Below are 14,536 nucleotides of genomic sequence, written 5' to 3' on the forward strand. Positions count from 1 at the left end.
ATTCCGGAACAAGGGTGCGATTTTGCCGTTGAGCCAGAACTGGAAGCGACCCGCATGTCCGAATTGCCGAATGAAGAGATCGAAGGGCGGCTGAACGCCCAGCGCGAGACTTTGGCGCTGGTCGTCGCACTGCTTGCCAGCAAGGATACGGCACCCGAGCGAATATGGGCCGAGCTGGAGGCCCGTTTTCAGTTTCAGAACAGTCAGGAGGACCCCGGCGTCCTGCCAAGCAGCGCATTCGCCATCGAGGCTGCGAAGATGCGGGAGTTCAAGCTGATCGCCGAAGAGGCGCGGGCGCGCACTGCGGAATGGAACGGCAGGGACAAGCCACAGGGCGCCAGCTGAAGCCCCGGCGAGTGGTTGCAGGACCGGCTATTTTGCGAGGGGCCGAGCAGGCGTCAGCTTTGCCCTAGAAGTGCACGCGCCAACTCTTCCCATTCCTCGTCAAGCGTTGAGGTCGACGGCGCGGCATTGCTGCGGCGATACCAATATTCGGCATTCGACTGGTCGCCTTCCTTGCGGTGGAGATAGGCATGCACGTGCATGCCCGCCGTATCGTCGCGCTGCTGCGCGCATTCGTGCGCCTTAGCCCAATCGCCCTTTGCCTCCCACCACAGCGCCTGCAGGGCAGGGCTCAAGCCGGCTGGCGGCTGTGGTTTTGCAATCGAATCCCTGAAGATTTGCAGATCCATTTTTCCACCCTAGCAACGTACAGGGCGCCGATAATACCTGCACCGGCAGCCGACCGATAGCGTGCATCGGGCGGGACAACCGGAATGGGTGTCGGGAGCCGATAACCGCACGGCCAGATGCTTGATTTGGTGACGTGCATGAAATAGTGCGCACCACGACACCATGATGCCTGAGACAGCGAGGATGGGTAGCGAGCCGATGAAAGCCACCGACAACGCACGCCAATTCTACCACGGCACCCGGGTCGACCTTAAACCGGGAGACCTGATAGAAGCCGGCTACAGCTCCAATTACGGCGCGAGAAAGCGGGCAGCCTGGGTCTATCTGACCGGCACTCTGGATGCGGCCATCTGGGGTGCCGAGCTGGCCGCTGGTGACGGACGGGAAAGGGTCTATATCGTGGAGCCAACCGGCCCGATCATGGACGACCCCAATCTTACGGACAAGAAATTTCCCGGCAATCCGACGCAGTCCTATCGCTCCCGCGAGCCGCTCAGGATCACGGGCGAGGTCGCCGAGTGGCAGGGCCACTCCCCCGAGCGGCTGAAAGAGATGAAGGACCATATCGAACGGCTGAAGGCGCAAGGCATCGAGGCGATCGATTGATCGCTAAGTATTGCCAGGCCTGGCTCTGACTTACGGTCGGTGGCAATCGCCGCGAAACACGGCTCGCCGTCTGCAATGGATCAGGACCCGACCGCACCGCCTCCTACCGCACGACCTCGCGGTGGGCGCCGGGCAGTCGGGTGGCGATGAGCTTGTCGATGCGGCGGCCGTCGAGGTCGACGACCTCGAAGCGCCAGCCTTGCGCGTCGACGCATTCGCCGGTCGCCGGCAGATGGTGCATATGCGACAGCACATAGCCGGCGACGGTTTCGTAGTCGCGGTTCTCGGGCAGGTCGATGCGGAGAACCTCCGCCATCTCGTCGGCCTGCATGTAGCCGGCGAGCAGCCATGAGCCGTCCTCGCGCTTGACGGCGTTTTCCTCGTCGCCGGCATCGAGGTCCGAGCGGAAGACGCCGGTGATCGCTTCCAGTATGTCGGCTGGGGTGACGATGCCTTCGAAATGGCCGTATTCGTCGTGCACCAGCGCCATGGGCACGTCGGATTCCTTCAGCGTCGCAAGCACATCCAGCGCGTCGGCCTGGTCATGCACGATCGGGGCGGTGCGCACGTGCCGGCGCGGGTCCAGGGCGCGGCCGCCCAGCATCGCGGCCAGCACGTCGCGGGTCTGGACGACACCAATCATGGCGTCGACGCCGCCGTCGCCGGCCGGCAGGCGCGAATGCTGGGTATCCATCAGCAGCTTCCTGATGGCGGCCTCGTCGGCTTGCAAATTGATCCAGTCGACCTCGGTGCGCGGCGTCATCACCGCGCGCACGGCACGGTCGCCGAGCCGCATGACGCCCGCGATCATGCGGCGTTCGTCGGATTCGATGGTGCCGTGGTGCTCGGCCTCGGCGACCAGCATCTTGATCTCCTCGTCGGTGACCTTCTCCTCGCTCTGGCCGCGCTGGCCAAGCAGCCACAGGAGGGCACGGCCGGAAAAGTCGAGCAGGAAGACCAGCGGCGCCGAGAAGCTGGCGAGGATGGTCATTGCCGGAGCGACCCTGACGGCGACCCGTTCGGGGTCGCGCAAGGCGATCTGCTTAGGCACCAGTTCGCCGATGATCAGCGAGCCATAGGTGATTAGGGCGACGACGATGCCGACGCCGAGCGGGTCGGCGAGGCTTTCGCGGATACCGGCCGACGCCAGGAAGGTGGCCAACCGCTCGCCAAGCGTGGCGCCGGAAAAGGCGCCGGACAAGACGCCGACCAAAGTGATGCCGATCTGCACCGAGGACAGGAATTTTCCCGGATTGGCGCCGAGCGCCAGAGCCCGGCCAGCGCCCTTGACGTTGCGGTCGATCATCGCCTTGAGGCGCGCCGGCCGCGACGAGACGATGGCGAGCTCGGACATCGACAGAAGGCCGTTCACACAGATGAGGACGACCACGATGGCAATTTCAGCATAAAGCATGCCGGGTCCATAGCATTGCCACGCGGTTTTCGAAAATAGGACGGTTGCGATTTTTCAGGGCAATCGCTTCAGGCAGAAAAGATAATGCCCAATTCGTCTTGGAGGTTATCAATTGTCGAAGTCGGCGCCGCCCTGGCAGCGCAAACCTTAAGCAATGGCCCTTTGTCTTTTCAACTAGCCGGCGGAGCAATCAAGCGGCATCCCAGGGCGGCGCGGAAAAATGCTCGATCAGGGTGTCGACGACGACGCGCACCTTTGGCGCGAGGTTGCGTGTTACCGGCCAGATGGCATGCACCACGGTATTTTCGACAAGACAGTCCGACAGAACCATTTCGAGCTCACCGCGCCTGATGCTGTCGGCCGTCAGCCATGTCGGCAGAAAGACGATGCCGCAGCCGGCCAGTACCGCATCGAGCATCGGTTCGCCGTGGCCGAGCACCAGCCGCGCCTTGGGCGCGAATTTTTCGAGACGGCCGTCGGCATGCCTGACGGTCCAGGGATGGACAGCGCCGTCGCGGCCGTAGCCGATGAGGCTATGCCTGGCGAGATCCTCGATCGATTGCGGCCTGCCATGGGCGTCGAGATAGGCGGGGACGGCGACGATGCCCGAACGCTGGGCATAGATGCGGCGCGCGGCGATCGAAAGGCTGTCGTCGAGATCGCCCATGCGCACCGCCAGATCGATGCCTTCCTCGATCAGGTCGACGCGCCGGTCGTTGAACGAGATTTCCATCGTCAGATCCGGGAATTTTTTGGAAATGTCGAACAGCACCGGGGCGACGCATCGCCGGCCGAAAGCCAGAGGCAGGTCGACGCGCAGCCGCCCGGAAGGCACCTGCTTGCGGGAAGCGAGCAGTGACTGGGCGGCTTCGATCTCGGCCAGCGCCCTGACGCAGGCTTCATAGTAGCTCAGGCCCTCGCTGGTTGGGCTGAGGCTACGGGTGGTACGGTTGAGCAGGCGAACGCCCAACCGCTGTTCCAGCTGTGCGATCGACTTGCCGACCGCCGATTTCGTGACATGCAACCGGACAGCGGCGCCGGTGAAGCTGCCAGCCTCCACGGTATGAACGAATGCGACGATGCCCTGCAGATTGGCCGATTCCAATGAAGCGCTCCTATTGTAGAGTTTCACTCATTAATCCGTTGCAAAACATGCCACATAGAAGCTCTTTTCTCCATAGTGAAACGGCGTAAATGTCCGCGCAGCCATCAACCGCGGAGCGCGAACCAAATGAGCACCGAAAACAAATCCTGGCAGATGAACGGTTTCGGTCTGTCCAGGCTGAAGCCGGCTGAGGGCAAGCTGCCCCAACCCGGGCGGCATGACCTGCTGGTGCGCGTCACAGCGGTATCGCTGAATTACAAGGACAGGATGATCGTCGATGGCGTGCTGATACCGGACCTCAGCTTTCCGTTCGTGCCGACATCGGACGCGGTTGGCGAGGTGGTGGCGATCGGCGGCAAAGTCAGCCGCTTCGGCATCGGGCAGCGCGTGCTCGGCCAGGTCATCGCCGACTGGCCGGACGGCGACGCGCCGCCCGTGCTGCACAAGCATACGCTGGGTTCGTCACTGCCCGGCACGCTGTCCGAGCATGTGCTGTTTCATGAGGATGCCGCCGTGGCGGCGCCGCCGTCGCTCAGCGACATCGAGGCATCGACGCTGCCGATCGCGGCGCTGACGGCCTGGTTCGCGCTGGTCGAGGCGGCCAAGCCGATCCCGGGCGAAACCGTTCTCATCCAGGGCACTGGCGGCGTGTCGCTGTTTGCGCTGCAATTTGCCGCCGCCTTAGGCCTGCGCGCCATCGTCACCTCGAGCTGCGACGAGAAGCTCGAGCGGGCGAAGGCGCTCGGCGCCTGGAAGGGAATCAATTATCGCAGCCAGCCGGCATGGGACGAGGCGGCGCGCAAGCTGACAAACGGCGCCGGCGTCAGGCATGTGCTGGAAATGGTCGGCGGCGACAATGCGCGGCGCTCGCTCAATGCGCTGGGCGCCGACGGCAGGCTGTCGCTCATCGGCCTTCTCGGCAGCATGGAGCTTAGTTTCCCGATCATTCCGATCCTGCGCAACCGGATCGTCGTACAGGGCATATCGATCGGCCATCGCCGCGCTTTCGAGCGGATGAACCAGGCGATCGAGACGCTTGCGATCAAGCCGGTGATCGACAAGGTGTTTGGCTTCGACGAGGTGCCGCAGGCATTTGAGCGATTGGAGACGGGACCGTTCGGCAAGATCGTGATCGCCGTGCCCTGAACCCCGTCGGCACGAAAATGGCTGTCAGACGGGAAGGCTGATGGCGCCTACGGCAGTTGCAGCAGCACGCCGACAATGGCCTTGCCGTCGGTGAAATAGGGATCGCCTTCGCCGTTGCGCCCGGCCTTTGTGGCGCCGACGCCTGGTATCTGGCTGGTCGAGATCAGCATGCCGGCAGCGGCGAGGTCGCGCATCAACCCGTCGCGCTCGGCGTCGATGTCGGGGCCGATGTGATGGGTGATCGCGCCGGTATCGTGGCTGAGGCCGACGCCGCGGTCGAAGCTTGCCGAGCCAAGCCAAAGCGGCCGGCCGTCGTCGCCGGTCGCATCGGTCTGCCAGAAACGGACGTGGTGGCGCCGGTCGGCGCTGTCGCCGACCGGCTTTTCGAAGGCGAGGTCCTGGGCGCGGCCTTCGAACAGCAGCCGGCTGACCGGCGCATCGGGATAGGGGCGGTTAAACAGCACGCTTTCGCCGATCTCGATCGCGGTCTTCAGCGTGATCGCGTCTGCCGTATCCCAGCCGGCGACGGCAAAAGCATGGACAAGCTCCTTCCTGGTGCCGACAAGGCCGACATTGATCGGATCGCCCAGAATGCCTTGCGGCGTGTGCGTCACCATCTCGAATTGCCGGCTGCGAAAATTGCGGTCCCGCAACGTCCAGAACTCAGGCGCGGCGAAATAGGCGAGCGAAAGATAAGCGGCACAGCATGCCACCAGCCAGGTCGTTGCACGTCGTCGAAGGCTTCGTTGGCTCATGCATTGGCGCTCGAATTGGCAGGCCCGTCAGGCCGTCGAAATCCTTGGCAAGCGGCGCGCAGCCGGTCTATCGTAGCATGAAATGGCGTAGAACCGGCTAGCACGAATGAGGGCGTGATGAAGGGCAAACCGGCGCGCGGCACTGCCATGGCGTTGACCGCCGACCTTGTCGCGCTGGTCGAACGTGTCGAGCCCGACCCCGGCCCCGAGCCCGGGACGACAGAGCACACCGACGCGGAGTTCGATGGTCTTGTCGAGCAACTGCTGCTGAAATACCGGCCCGAAATGCTCTGGGTCTTTGCCTACGGCTCGCTGATCTGGAATCCCGAATTCGACTATGTCGAGCAGCGCCCGGCCACGGCGCCAGGGTGGCACCGCTCGTTCTGCATGAAGCTGACCCGCTGGCGGGGAACCCGTGATGTTCCGGCCTTGATGCTGGCTTTGGACCGTGGCGGCAGCTGCAAAGGCGTTGTCTACAGACTTCCGGCAGAAGATCATTTCGGGCAACTCGGTCGGCTGATGCGACGGGAGATCGACGCCAACCCGCCTACCAACGTGCCGCGCTGGATCTGGGTCGAGACCAGCGATGGTCCGCTACGCGCCCTGGCATTCGTCGCGGCGCCCGACGGCAAGGCTTATGCCGGGCGGCTGCCGCTCGATCAGGTGGCACAGACATTGGCGCGCGCAGCCGGACATTGGGGTTCGTCCGCCCAGTATCTGTTCCGCACCGTCAGCATGCTCGAGGAAAGCGGAATCCGCGACAGAAACTTGTGGCACGTCCAGGGTCTGGTCGCGCAGCACATCAAGGCTTCCACCGGCGGCACGCAACGCAGCTGATCCGGACGCTCTCGCGAAATACTTGTTCCAATTTCATCTGAAAACCGGAACGGTCAGCGGCAGGCGCGGTAGCCGTTCTTGCGGTTCTTGATGTCGAAATGGAAATGGTTGCGGTGATCGTAATTGTAGCCGGGGCCGAGCACGGTGGTGAAGTACTGGCAGCCGTCGGCGCGCACATTGTTGAGGAAGCCGCGTGTGCGGAAGGCGAACAGGCCGGGCTTGCGGACGTCGATGTCGTCGCCATTGTTGAGCTCGATGCTCATCACGTCGAGCGCATTGCCCTTGCCGTGTTCCGACAAAACACCTTCGCCGGCAATCCTGCGGCAGGAATAGCTCGAGCCCTGGTGGATGGTCCTGACGCCTGAAAAATAGCGCCAGCGGGCCGACGGGACGAGTTCGTTCCTGGTCCAGCCGGCAAAGGTGGCGGCCATGTCGCAGGTCAGCGTCGCGGCCGGCTTCATCTCGACGCTGCCGATGGCCGAGACCTTGACCGGATAGTCGATGCCGCACTGGCCTTCGTGGATCGGCGCAACGTCGGTGTAGATGACGCCGAGGCGCTTCAGTTCCTTGCGGCAATCGATCTCTGCGGCCGGCATCTGTTCGGCCGGCGACATCGGGTTGTCCAAGCGCGGATAGGCGGCCGTCAAATAGGGGTTGGACGGGACGAGGCGCTGCATGCCGGAATATTCCGGGCCGGAATCTTGGGGGCCGGAATCTTGCGGGTCGGAATTGGGCGGAACGGCAGCGGTCTGGCTGCCGACATCGACGGCCGGCTGCAGCGACAATACGCTGCCGGTGTTGCAGGCGGAGATCGCCGCAATGGCAAGCATGGCGGCAAGCCTGTCGGCCATGCGCGCGCGTCCTGTGTGCCGCGCAGCGGCAAGCGCAGCGCCAAATAGCCCGGCCATCGGAAGGGTCCCTGTCCCTGGATGGCACAGACTCTAAACCTGAAGTGTAAAGGAAAAATCAGCGGCGCCGTTCACGCCTGCGGCCAAATTGCGGCGCCACTGTCGGCGCCCGGCGTCATTGGCAAAACGTGCCGCCATTGCGGCGCGGTTCGAGGTCGAAGTGGAGATGCAGGGAATGATCGGCGTCGCTGCCCGGGCCAAGCACGGTCTTGAACGGCCCGCAGGCGGCCTTGCGCACTGCATCCAGGAATTCCGCGTGCTTCTGCGGCGGCGTTGGACCGACATCGATCTCTTTCCCGTCGGAAAGCGTGAAGCTGGCGATGTCGAGGGCGTTGCCGAAGGCGTGCTCCGACAGTTTGCCGCCGGCGTGGCGCGGCCGGCAGACGAAGGCGGAGGCCTGGCCGATCGATTTGATATCCGTGCCGAACTCGGCCTTTGCGGCAGGCTGGATGACCGAAGCAGCAAAGCGGGCGGCCGCTTCCGCCATCTGGCAATTGAGCTCGGTTTCGGGACCGATGGCGATGGATTTGCCGAGCGTTTTCAGCACGACCGGGTAAGGGATCGAGCAACCGACCGCCGTATCATGCTCGGGCTTGCGCTCCTCGAAATCGACGCCCATCGACTTCAGCCGCCTGCGGCAGGCCAATTCTTCGGCCGGCATTTCCTTCCCGGCAATGGCGGCCGAGCGAGGATCTGGAAGGATTTCTTGCTCCGTCTTTTTGTCTGCCTCGGCCGGGTTTGGTGGCGCGGCCGGTGGGCTTGCCGGCGGCTCAGCCTGCGCCGGCTTTTCAGGAGGCTGTGGTGCAATCGCCGGCGGCTCCGGCTGCTGGGTCTTGGGCTGGCCATTTTGCGGCTGCTCGTTTTGGGGCGGCTCAGCCTCCGGGGCATCCGCCGGGCGCGGCTCGGGGACCGGGATGTCGGCTGGCGACGGCGGCGTGGCTTCCTGGTTGAACTGCGGAACCGGTGCAGTTTGCGGCAGTTCGGGCGCCTTGGCCAGAGCGGGTCCCGTCAGCGACGTAGCCGTAACGGCCAGCAGCAATCTACCCAATCTGAAAAAGCCAAACGCCGCCATTACTTCGCAACGGCCAGAATGCAGGGAAGTTGCCTTGGGCGAGGCGGGCCGGCGATCACAATCGGTAACCGCGCCGTCACGCGCCGATCGCTTCCAGGCCCTCCTCGAGCCAGTCCGCCAGCAGCGGCATGCCGAGCAGGTACTTTGCCGTGCGCTTGTTGGCGCGCTCGCGGGCGGCGGTCAGCGCGTCCGTCCATTCCGTCGCGTCATAGTCGCCGCGACCGACCCAGGCCAACGCAATCAGTTCGGCCGCTTCGTCGACATTGAGGTCGTCGATCAGTTCGCGCAGTTCCTCCTCCGTGAGATTTTCGGAGCTTTCCTCGGCAAGGCCGTCGTGATGGTGGTTGTCGTGCGCGTTGCCGTCGAGCTCTACCTCGTGCTCGGCGCCGTCGGCATAGTCTTCGTTGACGGCGGCGCTGAGGGCCTTCGCCTTCAGGATGAACAGGCGCACGGTGTCGGGACCGATCGAAAGCTCCCAGTCTCGTTCAACGCGTTGCTGCACCGGCCGTCTCCCTGCTTCGTGCTCGGTCGGCCCGATGATAGCGGATTTGCAGCGCTCGTCACGTTCTCTTGCGCGTCGGCGTTAATCGTGAACCATGATTTCCGACGCCCTCTGTTCCCGGGATAAGATGGCCTTCCTGGGAGAGATCGCGGTTTTGAGATAGAATGGCATTTTCCGGGGACGAAACGGCTTCGGCCCGGCGTTAGTGTTGCATTGTCAGGTTCAAAGGAGAGTGTAATGCGCAGACGACTGCTGATTCAGGTCATGGCCATCGCCGCCCTACCGCTGTTTGTGGCGCCGGCGTTTTCGGCTGGTGAAGGCGGGGGAGGTGGCGGCGGCGGCCAGAGCCAGTGCAAGAAGGGGGAGGTTTGGGACAAGAAGCAGAAGAAATGTGTCTCGCCGAAGCAAGGCATGCTGGACGACGACAGCATCTATGATGCCGGTCGCGCGCTGGCCATGGATGGACGCTATGACGAGGCGATCGCCGTGCTCAGCCTCGCCGCCAACAAGCAGGATCCGCGCATCCTCAACTATCTTGGCTATTCGCACCGCCATTCCGGCCGTGTCACCGTCGGCCTCGGCTATTACGAGGAAGCGCTGCGCATCGACCCGAATTACACGCTGGTGCGCGAATATCTCGGCGAGGCGCACCTGCAGATCGGCGATCTTGCCGGCGCCCAGGAACAGCTCCGCGAAATCGAGAAGCGCACGGGCAAGGGGTCTCGCGAATACGGCATGCTGTCGGAGCAGATCGATCATTTCATGAGGAGCTGATCCTCCGGAACGCTCCTCATAACCGGCTGTGAGCGATCGCAGCCGGTTTTTTGCTGTGCTGCGCACGTTTGGCCACAACCGTGATTTGGCATCACGGTACACACGATGCGATCTTGGAAACCCGCTTGACGTCGGGTCAGCCGCGCAATTGGTGGATGATTTTTCAAAAACCGACTTTTTGGACGTGAAAAACCCGCGAAGATTGCTATATCTTGCGAAATTGTGGTGAGACGGTTCCGTTAGCCCGAGGCTGCCGGACCGTTTTCTTTTTGTACCATCGACAAGGTCGCTCCCGATTGCGGGGGCGGCGGCAGGAAAGGTCAGGCATATGAACAAGGTCCCGATGACAGGCGAGGGGTTCGCGTCATTGAAGGAAGAACTGCGCTGGCGCCAGCAACAGGAGCGGCCGCGTATCATCGAGGCGATCTCCGAAGCGCGCTCGCATGGCGACCTCTCCGAAAATGCCGAATATCACGCGGCAAAAGAGGCGCAGAGCCTCAATGAGGGCCGGGTCAACGAACTCGAGGATCTGATCGCGCGGGCCGAGGTGATCGACGTCACCAAGCTCAGCGGCGACAAGGTCAAGTTCGGCGCCACCGTGGTGCTGGTCGACGAGGATACCGAGGAGAAAAAGACCTACCAGATCGTCGGCGACCAGGAGGCTGACGTGAAGTCCGGCCGCATCTCGATCTCCTCGCCGATCGCGCGTGCCCTGATCGGCAAGGAAGTCGGCGACGCCATCGAGGTCAACGCGCCCGGCGGCGCCAGGGGCTACGAGATCGTCCAGGTGCAGTTCATCTAGGACCTTTTGATAATTCTACTCTGGCGGCCGACTAGCGCGGTTTTCTGCGCTTCCGGTGCTCACGTACTTTAAGTACGCTCCGCTCCGGTTCTCGAAAACCACGCTATTCGACTCGCCAGAGCGAGTTCTGAAAAGGTCCTATGCAGCGCCTTGTAATTTAAGCGCCAGCAATCTCTCGGCTTCCGCCATCACCTCCGGCGGCGTGATGCTGCGGCCGGGTCTGGCAAGCAGCGTCGATGAGAACGGGCCGCGCGGGCCGGTCAGGCCGGGCTCGGTGGCGAGGAATACCGCCACCGTCGGCAGGCCGAAGGCGCTGGCGAGATGGGTCAGGCCGGTGTCGGCGCCGATCACCAGCGCTGAGCCGCCGATGACAGCGGCGATCTCGGCAAGCGGCGACCTGGGAACCACCACGGTTTGCGAAACGGCGCCGGCGATCGCCTCGGCAACTGCCTTTTCCCGGTCGTTCGACCAGGTGGTGACCGGCGTCATCCCCTTATCCACCAGCAGGCGGGCGGTTTCGATCCAGTCCGCGACCGGCCATTTCTTGTCCTCGCGGCTGGTGCCGTGCAGCAGGAAGGCGGTCTTTTCGCCGACAAAAGTCGATCTTCCGGCTGGCGGCACGATGCCGGAGTCAAGCCGGGAAAAATCCGGCTCGTAGCCGAGCGCCAGCCCGAACAGCCGTCTCGTGCGCTCGATGGCATGCAGGTCGCGCGGCACGGCGTAGCGATGGCCATAAAACAGGCTCGCCGAAGGCTCGCGGGCGCTCGAGCGGTCGAACCCGGCGATCGGTCCTGCCGCCAGCCGCGCCACCAGCGCCGATTTCAACAAGCCTTGCGCATCGAGAACGAGGTCGTAGCGGCAATCGCGCAAGGCGCGGCACAAGCCGACCACTTCCCGCCATGTGCCGGGCTCGAGCAGCTTCCTGCGCCAGCGCCGGATCGCCACGCTGTGGATGGTTTGGATGGCGGGATGCAGCGCCACGATGCCGGCAAAGGCCTCTTCCACGCACCAGTCGAACGACAGGCCGGGCCGGGCGCGGCGCGCATCCTCGATCGCGGGAAAGGTGTGGATGACGTCGCCCATCGACGACGTCTTGACGATCAGCACCTTCATGCGGCGGCCGGCATTTCCAGCAGCCGCTCCGCCGCCACCACGACGCGTTCGACGTCCAGCGTCTTCAGGCAGTTGAGATGACCGAGTGGGCAGGTCTTCCTGTGGCACGGCGAACAGGACAGGCCGAGCCAGACCAGTTCGCGACGCTCTGCGAGCGGCGGCGTGTTCTGCGGCGAGGTCGAGCCGTAGACGGCGACAACCGGCGTGCCGACCGCGGCGGCGACATGCATCAGCCCGCTGTCGTTGGAGACGGCGAGCCTCGCCGCGGCGATCAGGTCGATGGCATCCTCCAGCCGCGTCTGGCCGGCGAGATCGACGGCGCCCGGCGCAAGCGCGGCGATTTCAGCCGTCACCTCGGCGTCGTTCTTCGATCCGAACAGCGCCACGCCAAACCCCTTCGCCATCATCTCGCGGGCGAGGCCGGCATAGTGTTCGCTCGGCCAGCGCTTGGCCGGGCCGAATTCGGCGCCGGGCATAAGTGCCACGAATTTCCTCGCCGTCAGCCCGAAACGGCCGAGCAGTGCCGCCTGGTTATCCTGATCGACGGCAAGCTTGGGAGCCCGGAAGCCGCCGCCCTGGGCAAGGCCGAAATAGGCCTGCGCGGTGCGCCGTTTCAGGCGATCGGGCAAGGGCACGATGTCGGTCAGCAGCCCATAGCGCATTTCCTTGAGATGGCCGACGCGGCGCGGAATGCCGGCAAAGAACGGGATCAGCGCCGACTTCCAGCTGCCCGGCAGGATATAGGCCATGTCGTAGCGGCCGCGCAGCAGGCGGCCGAAGCGCCTGCGGACGCGGAATTCGAACGCGCCGGATTTCAGCGGCAGATCGATCTGCTGGCGTATTTCGGGCATGCGCTTGACCAGGGGGGCTGCCCAGGCCGGCGCCAGCACGTCGATGGCGGCGCTCGGATGAAGCTCCCTCAGCGCCTGGAACAGGCACTGCGCCATCACCATGTCGCCCACCCAGCGTGGGCCGATCACGAGGATCGTTGGGCTTTCAGCCATTCGACATAGTCTCTGACGCCGGTTTCCACTGTGCGGAACTGGCCATTGTAACCGGCTGCGCGCAAGCGGGACATATCAGCTTGCGTAAAGCTCTGGTAGCTGCCCTTGAGGTGGTCGGGAAATTCGATGAATTCGATCTGGCCTTGGCCGAGCGTATCGATCACCGTTTCGGCAATGGCGCGGAACGGCTGGGCCTTGCCGGTGCCGCAGTTGAAGATGCCGCTCGAGCCGCGTTTCCACAGCCACAGATTGACGTCGGCGACATCGCCGACATGGATGAAATCGCGGCTCTGCTCGCCGGGCCCGAAACCGTCATAGGCGCCGAACAGCTTGGGGTTTTCGCCGCGTTCGACCTGGTTGAACAAATGGAAGGCGACCGAGGCCATGGCGCCCTTATGCGCCTCGCGCGGTCCGTAGACGTTGAAATAACGCAGGCCCGCCACCGGGGAATAATCGGTATCGAACACGGTGCGGCGTACATAGTCGTCGAACAGCTTTTTCGAATAGGCATAGACGTTGAGCGGGCGTTCGTATTGCGGATCCTCGCGGAACTCGGCGCCGCCGCCGTAGACCGAAGCGGACGAGGCATAGAGGAAGGGTACGCGCAGGGCCAGGCAGGCGTGCAGCAAGTGCTTCGAATAGGTGTAGTTGACCTCCATCATGAACTTGCCGTTCCATTCGGTGGTGGTCGAGCAGGCACCCTGGTGGAAGACGGCCTCGATGCGGCCGAGGTCGCCGGCCTCCATCCGCGCCAGAAAATCGTCCTTGTCGAGATAATCGGCGATCTCGAGATCGGCGAGATTGGCGATCTTGTGGCCGTCGGTGAGGTCGTCGACGACGAGGATGTCGCTGAAACCGTCGGCGTTGAGCGCGGCGACGATGTTGGAACCGATCATGCCGGCGCCGCCCGTGACGATGATCATGAAAGCCTCTGGTACCTTGTGCCGGTTGTAGCCCTTGTGGGATTCTGGCCTTATAGGGGAGCCGGGCCGGGCTGTCGACAAAGCAGGTGGCGGGCGGCAGGATGAGCGTCATAGTGGCGCCGCAAAGGTCTCGTTTCGGTCGGCCTGCCGGCCGACCGGCGACAGGAGCAAGGTAATGCCGTCAACCGAACTGCTTGTCGCCTTTTTCGCCACCACGGCGATCTTCGCCTATATCCCCGGTCCGGCGATGCTCTATGCCGCCGCGCAAACCATGGCGCGCGGCCGCTGGTCCGGCCTGATGGCGGCGCTCGGCATCCATCTCGGCGGCTATGTCCATGTCTTCGCCGCCGCTGTCGGCCTGTCGGTGCTTTTCCATGCCGTGCCGGTGCTTTACATGGCGGTCAAGCTGGTCGGTGCACTGTATCTGATCTGGCTCGGTGTTTCGCTGTTTCGCGCCAAGGCCCAAGGCGATGCGGTTTTGCCGGGAATTCAGCCGAAATCCGCCCGCCGCGCCTTTTTCGAGAGCGTTGCCGTCGAGGTGCTCAATCCCAAGACGGCGATTTTCTTCATGGCGTTCCTGCCGCAATTCATCGATGCCTCGGCAGGGTTTCCGGTCTGGCTGCAGTTCGTCGTGCTTGGAACGATCGTCAATTTGATGTTCTCGTCGGCCGACATTGTTTGCGTGATGCTGGCCGGCGCGGTGACCGCCAGGCTGCGGCGCTCGAGCCGGGCGCAACGACTGATGCGGCGCGCCGGCGGTGCGGTGCTCGTCGGGCTGGGCGTGCATGTCGCGTTGCAGAAAAGCTGACGCACCGTCGCGCTGCCGCGATCGGTCGAAGGCCTGCCGTTGCGTTGGCTGGAATTGCGGTATATCGGCATCGC

General features: G+C 63.8%; 17 protein-coding genes. 7 read left to right on the plus strand and 10 right to left on the minus strand.

Going from position 1 to position 14,536, the window contains the following annotated elements:
• The first annotated feature begins 54 nt into the window (after positions 1-54).
• Entirely contained in the window at positions 55-345 is a 291-nt protein-coding gene (locus NKI50_RS04495; RefSeq protein ID WP_352639966.1) for a hypothetical protein, read from the plus strand.
• 53 nt (positions 346-398) lie between these two features.
• On the opposite strand, the gene NKI50_RS04500 is transcribed toward NKI50_RS04495, so the two are convergent.
• Positions 399-692: a hypothetical protein gene (locus NKI50_RS04500; RefSeq protein WP_352639965.1), complete on the minus strand. Its 294-nt coding sequence runs from the start codon at positions 690-692 to the stop codon at positions 399-401.
• 199 nt (positions 693-891) lie between these two features.
• On the opposite strand from NKI50_RS04500, the gene arr reads away from it, so the two are divergent.
• Positions 892-1,299, plus strand: a complete 408-nt coding sequence (gene arr / locus NKI50_RS04505; protein ID WP_352715516.1) for an NAD(+)--rifampin ADP-ribosyltransferase — start codon at positions 892-894, stop codon at positions 1,297-1,299.
• Positions 1,300-1,402: 103 nt separating this feature from the next.
• On the opposite strand, the gene NKI50_RS04510 is transcribed toward arr, so the two are convergent.
• Positions 1,403-2,713, minus strand: coding sequence for a hemolysin family protein (locus NKI50_RS04510; RefSeq protein WP_023719122.1), 1,311 nt, complete (start codon positions 2,711-2,713; stop codon positions 1,403-1,405).
• 190 nt (positions 2,714-2,903) lie between these two features.
• Positions 2,904-3,818, minus strand: coding sequence for a LysR family transcriptional regulator (locus NKI50_RS04515; protein WP_352592479.1), 915 nt, complete (start codon positions 3,816-3,818; stop codon positions 2,904-2,906).
• A 126-nt stretch (positions 3,819-3,944) separates the two neighbouring features.
• Here NKI50_RS04515 and NKI50_RS04520 point away from each other — a divergent pair, with 126 nt between their 5' ends.
• On the plus strand, positions 3,945-4,964 hold the full coding sequence (locus NKI50_RS04520) for a zinc-dependent alcohol dehydrogenase family protein (protein ID WP_352715519.1): 1,020 nt from the start codon (positions 3,945-3,947) through the stop codon (positions 4,962-4,964).
• A gap of 47 nt (positions 4,965-5,011) precedes the next feature.
• On the opposite strand, the gene NKI50_RS04525 is transcribed toward NKI50_RS04520, so the two are convergent.
• A complete protein-coding gene (locus tag NKI50_RS04525; RefSeq protein ID WP_352483134.1) occupies positions 5,012-5,719 on the minus strand; it encodes an LssY C-terminal domain-containing protein in 708 nt (235 codons plus the stop codon).
• A 117-nt stretch (positions 5,720-5,836) separates the two neighbouring features.
• On the opposite strand from NKI50_RS04525, the gene NKI50_RS04530 reads away from it, so the two are divergent.
• A complete protein-coding gene (locus NKI50_RS04530) occupies positions 5,837-6,556 on the plus strand; it encodes a gamma-glutamylcyclotransferase (RefSeq protein ID WP_352483135.1) in 720 nt (239 codons plus the stop codon).
• 53 nt (positions 6,557-6,609) lie between these two features.
• Here NKI50_RS04530 and NKI50_RS04535 read toward each other — a convergent pair whose 3' ends face one another.
• From NKI50_RS04535 to NKI50_RS04545, 3 genes are all read right to left on the minus strand, one after another.
• Positions 6,610-7,464, minus strand: a complete 855-nt coding sequence (locus tag NKI50_RS04535; protein WP_352639962.1) for an extensin-like domain-containing protein — start codon at positions 7,462-7,464, stop codon at positions 6,610-6,612.
• A gap of 115 nt (positions 7,465-7,579) precedes the next feature.
• On the minus strand, positions 7,580-8,536 hold the full coding sequence (locus tag NKI50_RS04540; protein ID WP_352639961.1) for an extensin-like domain-containing protein: 957 nt from the start codon (positions 8,534-8,536) through the stop codon (positions 7,580-7,582).
• Between the two features lie 76 nt (positions 8,537-8,612).
• Positions 8,613-9,038 (minus strand): DUF3775 domain-containing protein, encoded by a 426-nt coding sequence (locus NKI50_RS04545; RefSeq protein ID WP_023719115.1) that lies wholly within the window; start codon positions 9,036-9,038, stop codon positions 8,613-8,615.
• A gap of 237 nt (positions 9,039-9,275) precedes the next feature.
• Here NKI50_RS04545 and NKI50_RS04550 point away from each other — a divergent pair, with 237 nt between their 5' ends.
• Both NKI50_RS04550 and greA read left to right on the plus strand, forming a co-directional pair.
• Positions 9,276-9,812 (plus strand): tetratricopeptide repeat protein, encoded by a 537-nt coding sequence (locus NKI50_RS04550; RefSeq protein WP_352494917.1) that lies wholly within the window; start codon positions 9,276-9,278, stop codon positions 9,810-9,812.
• 328 nt (positions 9,813-10,140) lie between these two features.
• Positions 10,141-10,614: a transcription elongation factor GreA gene (gene greA / locus NKI50_RS04555; protein ID WP_023719113.1), complete on the plus strand. Its 474-nt coding sequence runs from the start codon at positions 10,141-10,143 to the stop codon at positions 10,612-10,614.
• A 138-nt stretch (positions 10,615-10,752) separates the two neighbouring features.
• Here greA and waaC read toward each other — a convergent pair whose 3' ends face one another.
• The 3 genes from waaC to rfaD are packed head-to-tail and all read right to left on the minus strand — an operon-like array spanning position 10,753 to position 13,654.
• On the minus strand, positions 10,753-11,727 hold the full coding sequence (gene waaC, locus NKI50_RS04560; protein WP_352483138.1) for a lipopolysaccharide heptosyltransferase I: 975 nt from the start codon (positions 11,725-11,727) through the stop codon (positions 10,753-10,755).
• Positions 11,724-12,731 carry a lipopolysaccharide heptosyltransferase II gene (waaF, locus tag NKI50_RS04565; protein WP_023719111.1) on the minus strand — a complete coding sequence of 336 codons (1,008 nt, stop codon included), beginning with the start codon at positions 12,729-12,731 and terminating at the stop codon, positions 11,724-11,726. The genes waaC and waaF overlap by 4 nt, the downstream gene beginning before the upstream one ends.
• On the minus strand, positions 12,704-13,654 hold the full coding sequence (rfaD, locus tag NKI50_RS04570) for an ADP-glyceromanno-heptose 6-epimerase (protein WP_352494918.1): 951 nt from the start codon (positions 13,652-13,654) through the stop codon (positions 12,704-12,706). Before rfaD ends, waaF begins: the two co-directional genes overlap by 28 nt.
• A 175-nt stretch (positions 13,655-13,829) precedes the next feature.
• Here rfaD and NKI50_RS04575 point away from each other — a divergent pair, with 175 nt between their 5' ends.
• Positions 13,830-14,462, plus strand: coding sequence for a LysE family translocator (locus NKI50_RS04575; protein ID WP_023719109.1), 633 nt, complete (start codon positions 13,830-13,832; stop codon positions 14,460-14,462).
• Positions 14,463-14,536 lie beyond the last annotated feature (74 nt).

It is taken from the genome of Mesorhizobium sp. M0563, from assembly GCF_040321065.1.
In the GTDB taxonomy this organism is placed as follows: Bacteria; Pseudomonadota; Alphaproteobacteria; order Rhizobiales; family Rhizobiaceae; genus Mesorhizobium.

Coding starts and splice junctions, on each gene's coding strand:
- NKI50_RS04495 (WP_352639966.1), top strand. CDS start 55: ATGTCCGAATTGCCGAATGAAGAGATCGAAGGGCGGCTGAACGCCCAG.
- NKI50_RS04500 (WP_352639965.1), bottom strand. CDS start 692: ATGGATCTGCAAATCTTCAGGGATTCGATTGCAAAACCACAGCCGCCA.
- arr (WP_352715516.1), top strand. CDS start 892: ATGAAAGCCACCGACAACGCACGCCAATTCTACCACGGCACCCGGGTC.
- NKI50_RS04510 (WP_023719122.1), bottom strand. CDS start 2,713: ATGCTTTATGCTGAAATTGCCATCGTGGTCGTCCTCATCTGTGTGAAC.
- NKI50_RS04520 (WP_352715519.1), top strand. CDS start 3,945: ATGAGCACCGAAAACAAATCCTGGCAGATGAACGGTTTCGGTCTGTCC.
- NKI50_RS04525 (WP_352483134.1), bottom strand. CDS start 5,719: ATGAGCCAACGAAGCCTTCGACGACGTGCAACGACCTGGCTGGTGGCA.
- NKI50_RS04530 (WP_352483135.1), top strand. CDS start 5,837: ATGAAGGGCAAACCGGCGCGCGGCACTGCCATGGCGTTGACCGCCGAC.
- NKI50_RS04535 (WP_352639962.1), bottom strand. CDS start 7,464: ATGGCCGGGCTATTTGGCGCTGCGCTTGCCGCTGCGCGGCACACAGGA.
- NKI50_RS04540 (WP_352639961.1), bottom strand. CDS start 8,536: ATGGCGGCGTTTGGCTTTTTCAGATTGGGTAGATTGCTGCTGGCCGTT.
- NKI50_RS04550 (WP_352494917.1), top strand. CDS start 9,276: ATGCGCAGACGACTGCTGATTCAGGTCATGGCCATCGCCGCCCTACCG.
- greA (WP_023719113.1), top strand. CDS start 10,141: ATGAACAAGGTCCCGATGACAGGCGAGGGGTTCGCGTCATTGAAGGAA.
- waaC (WP_352483138.1), bottom strand. CDS start 11,727: ATGAAGGTGCTGATCGTCAAGACGTCGTCGATGGGCGACGTCATCCAC.
- waaF (WP_023719111.1), bottom strand. CDS start 12,731: ATGGCTGAAAGCCCAACGATCCTCGTGATCGGCCCACGCTGGGTGGGC.
- rfaD (WP_352494918.1), bottom strand. CDS start 13,654: ATGATCATCGTCACGGGCGGCGCCGGCATGATCGGTTCCAACATCGTC.
- NKI50_RS04575 (WP_023719109.1), top strand. CDS start 13,830: ATGCCGTCAACCGAACTGCTTGTCGCCTTTTTCGCCACCACGGCGATC.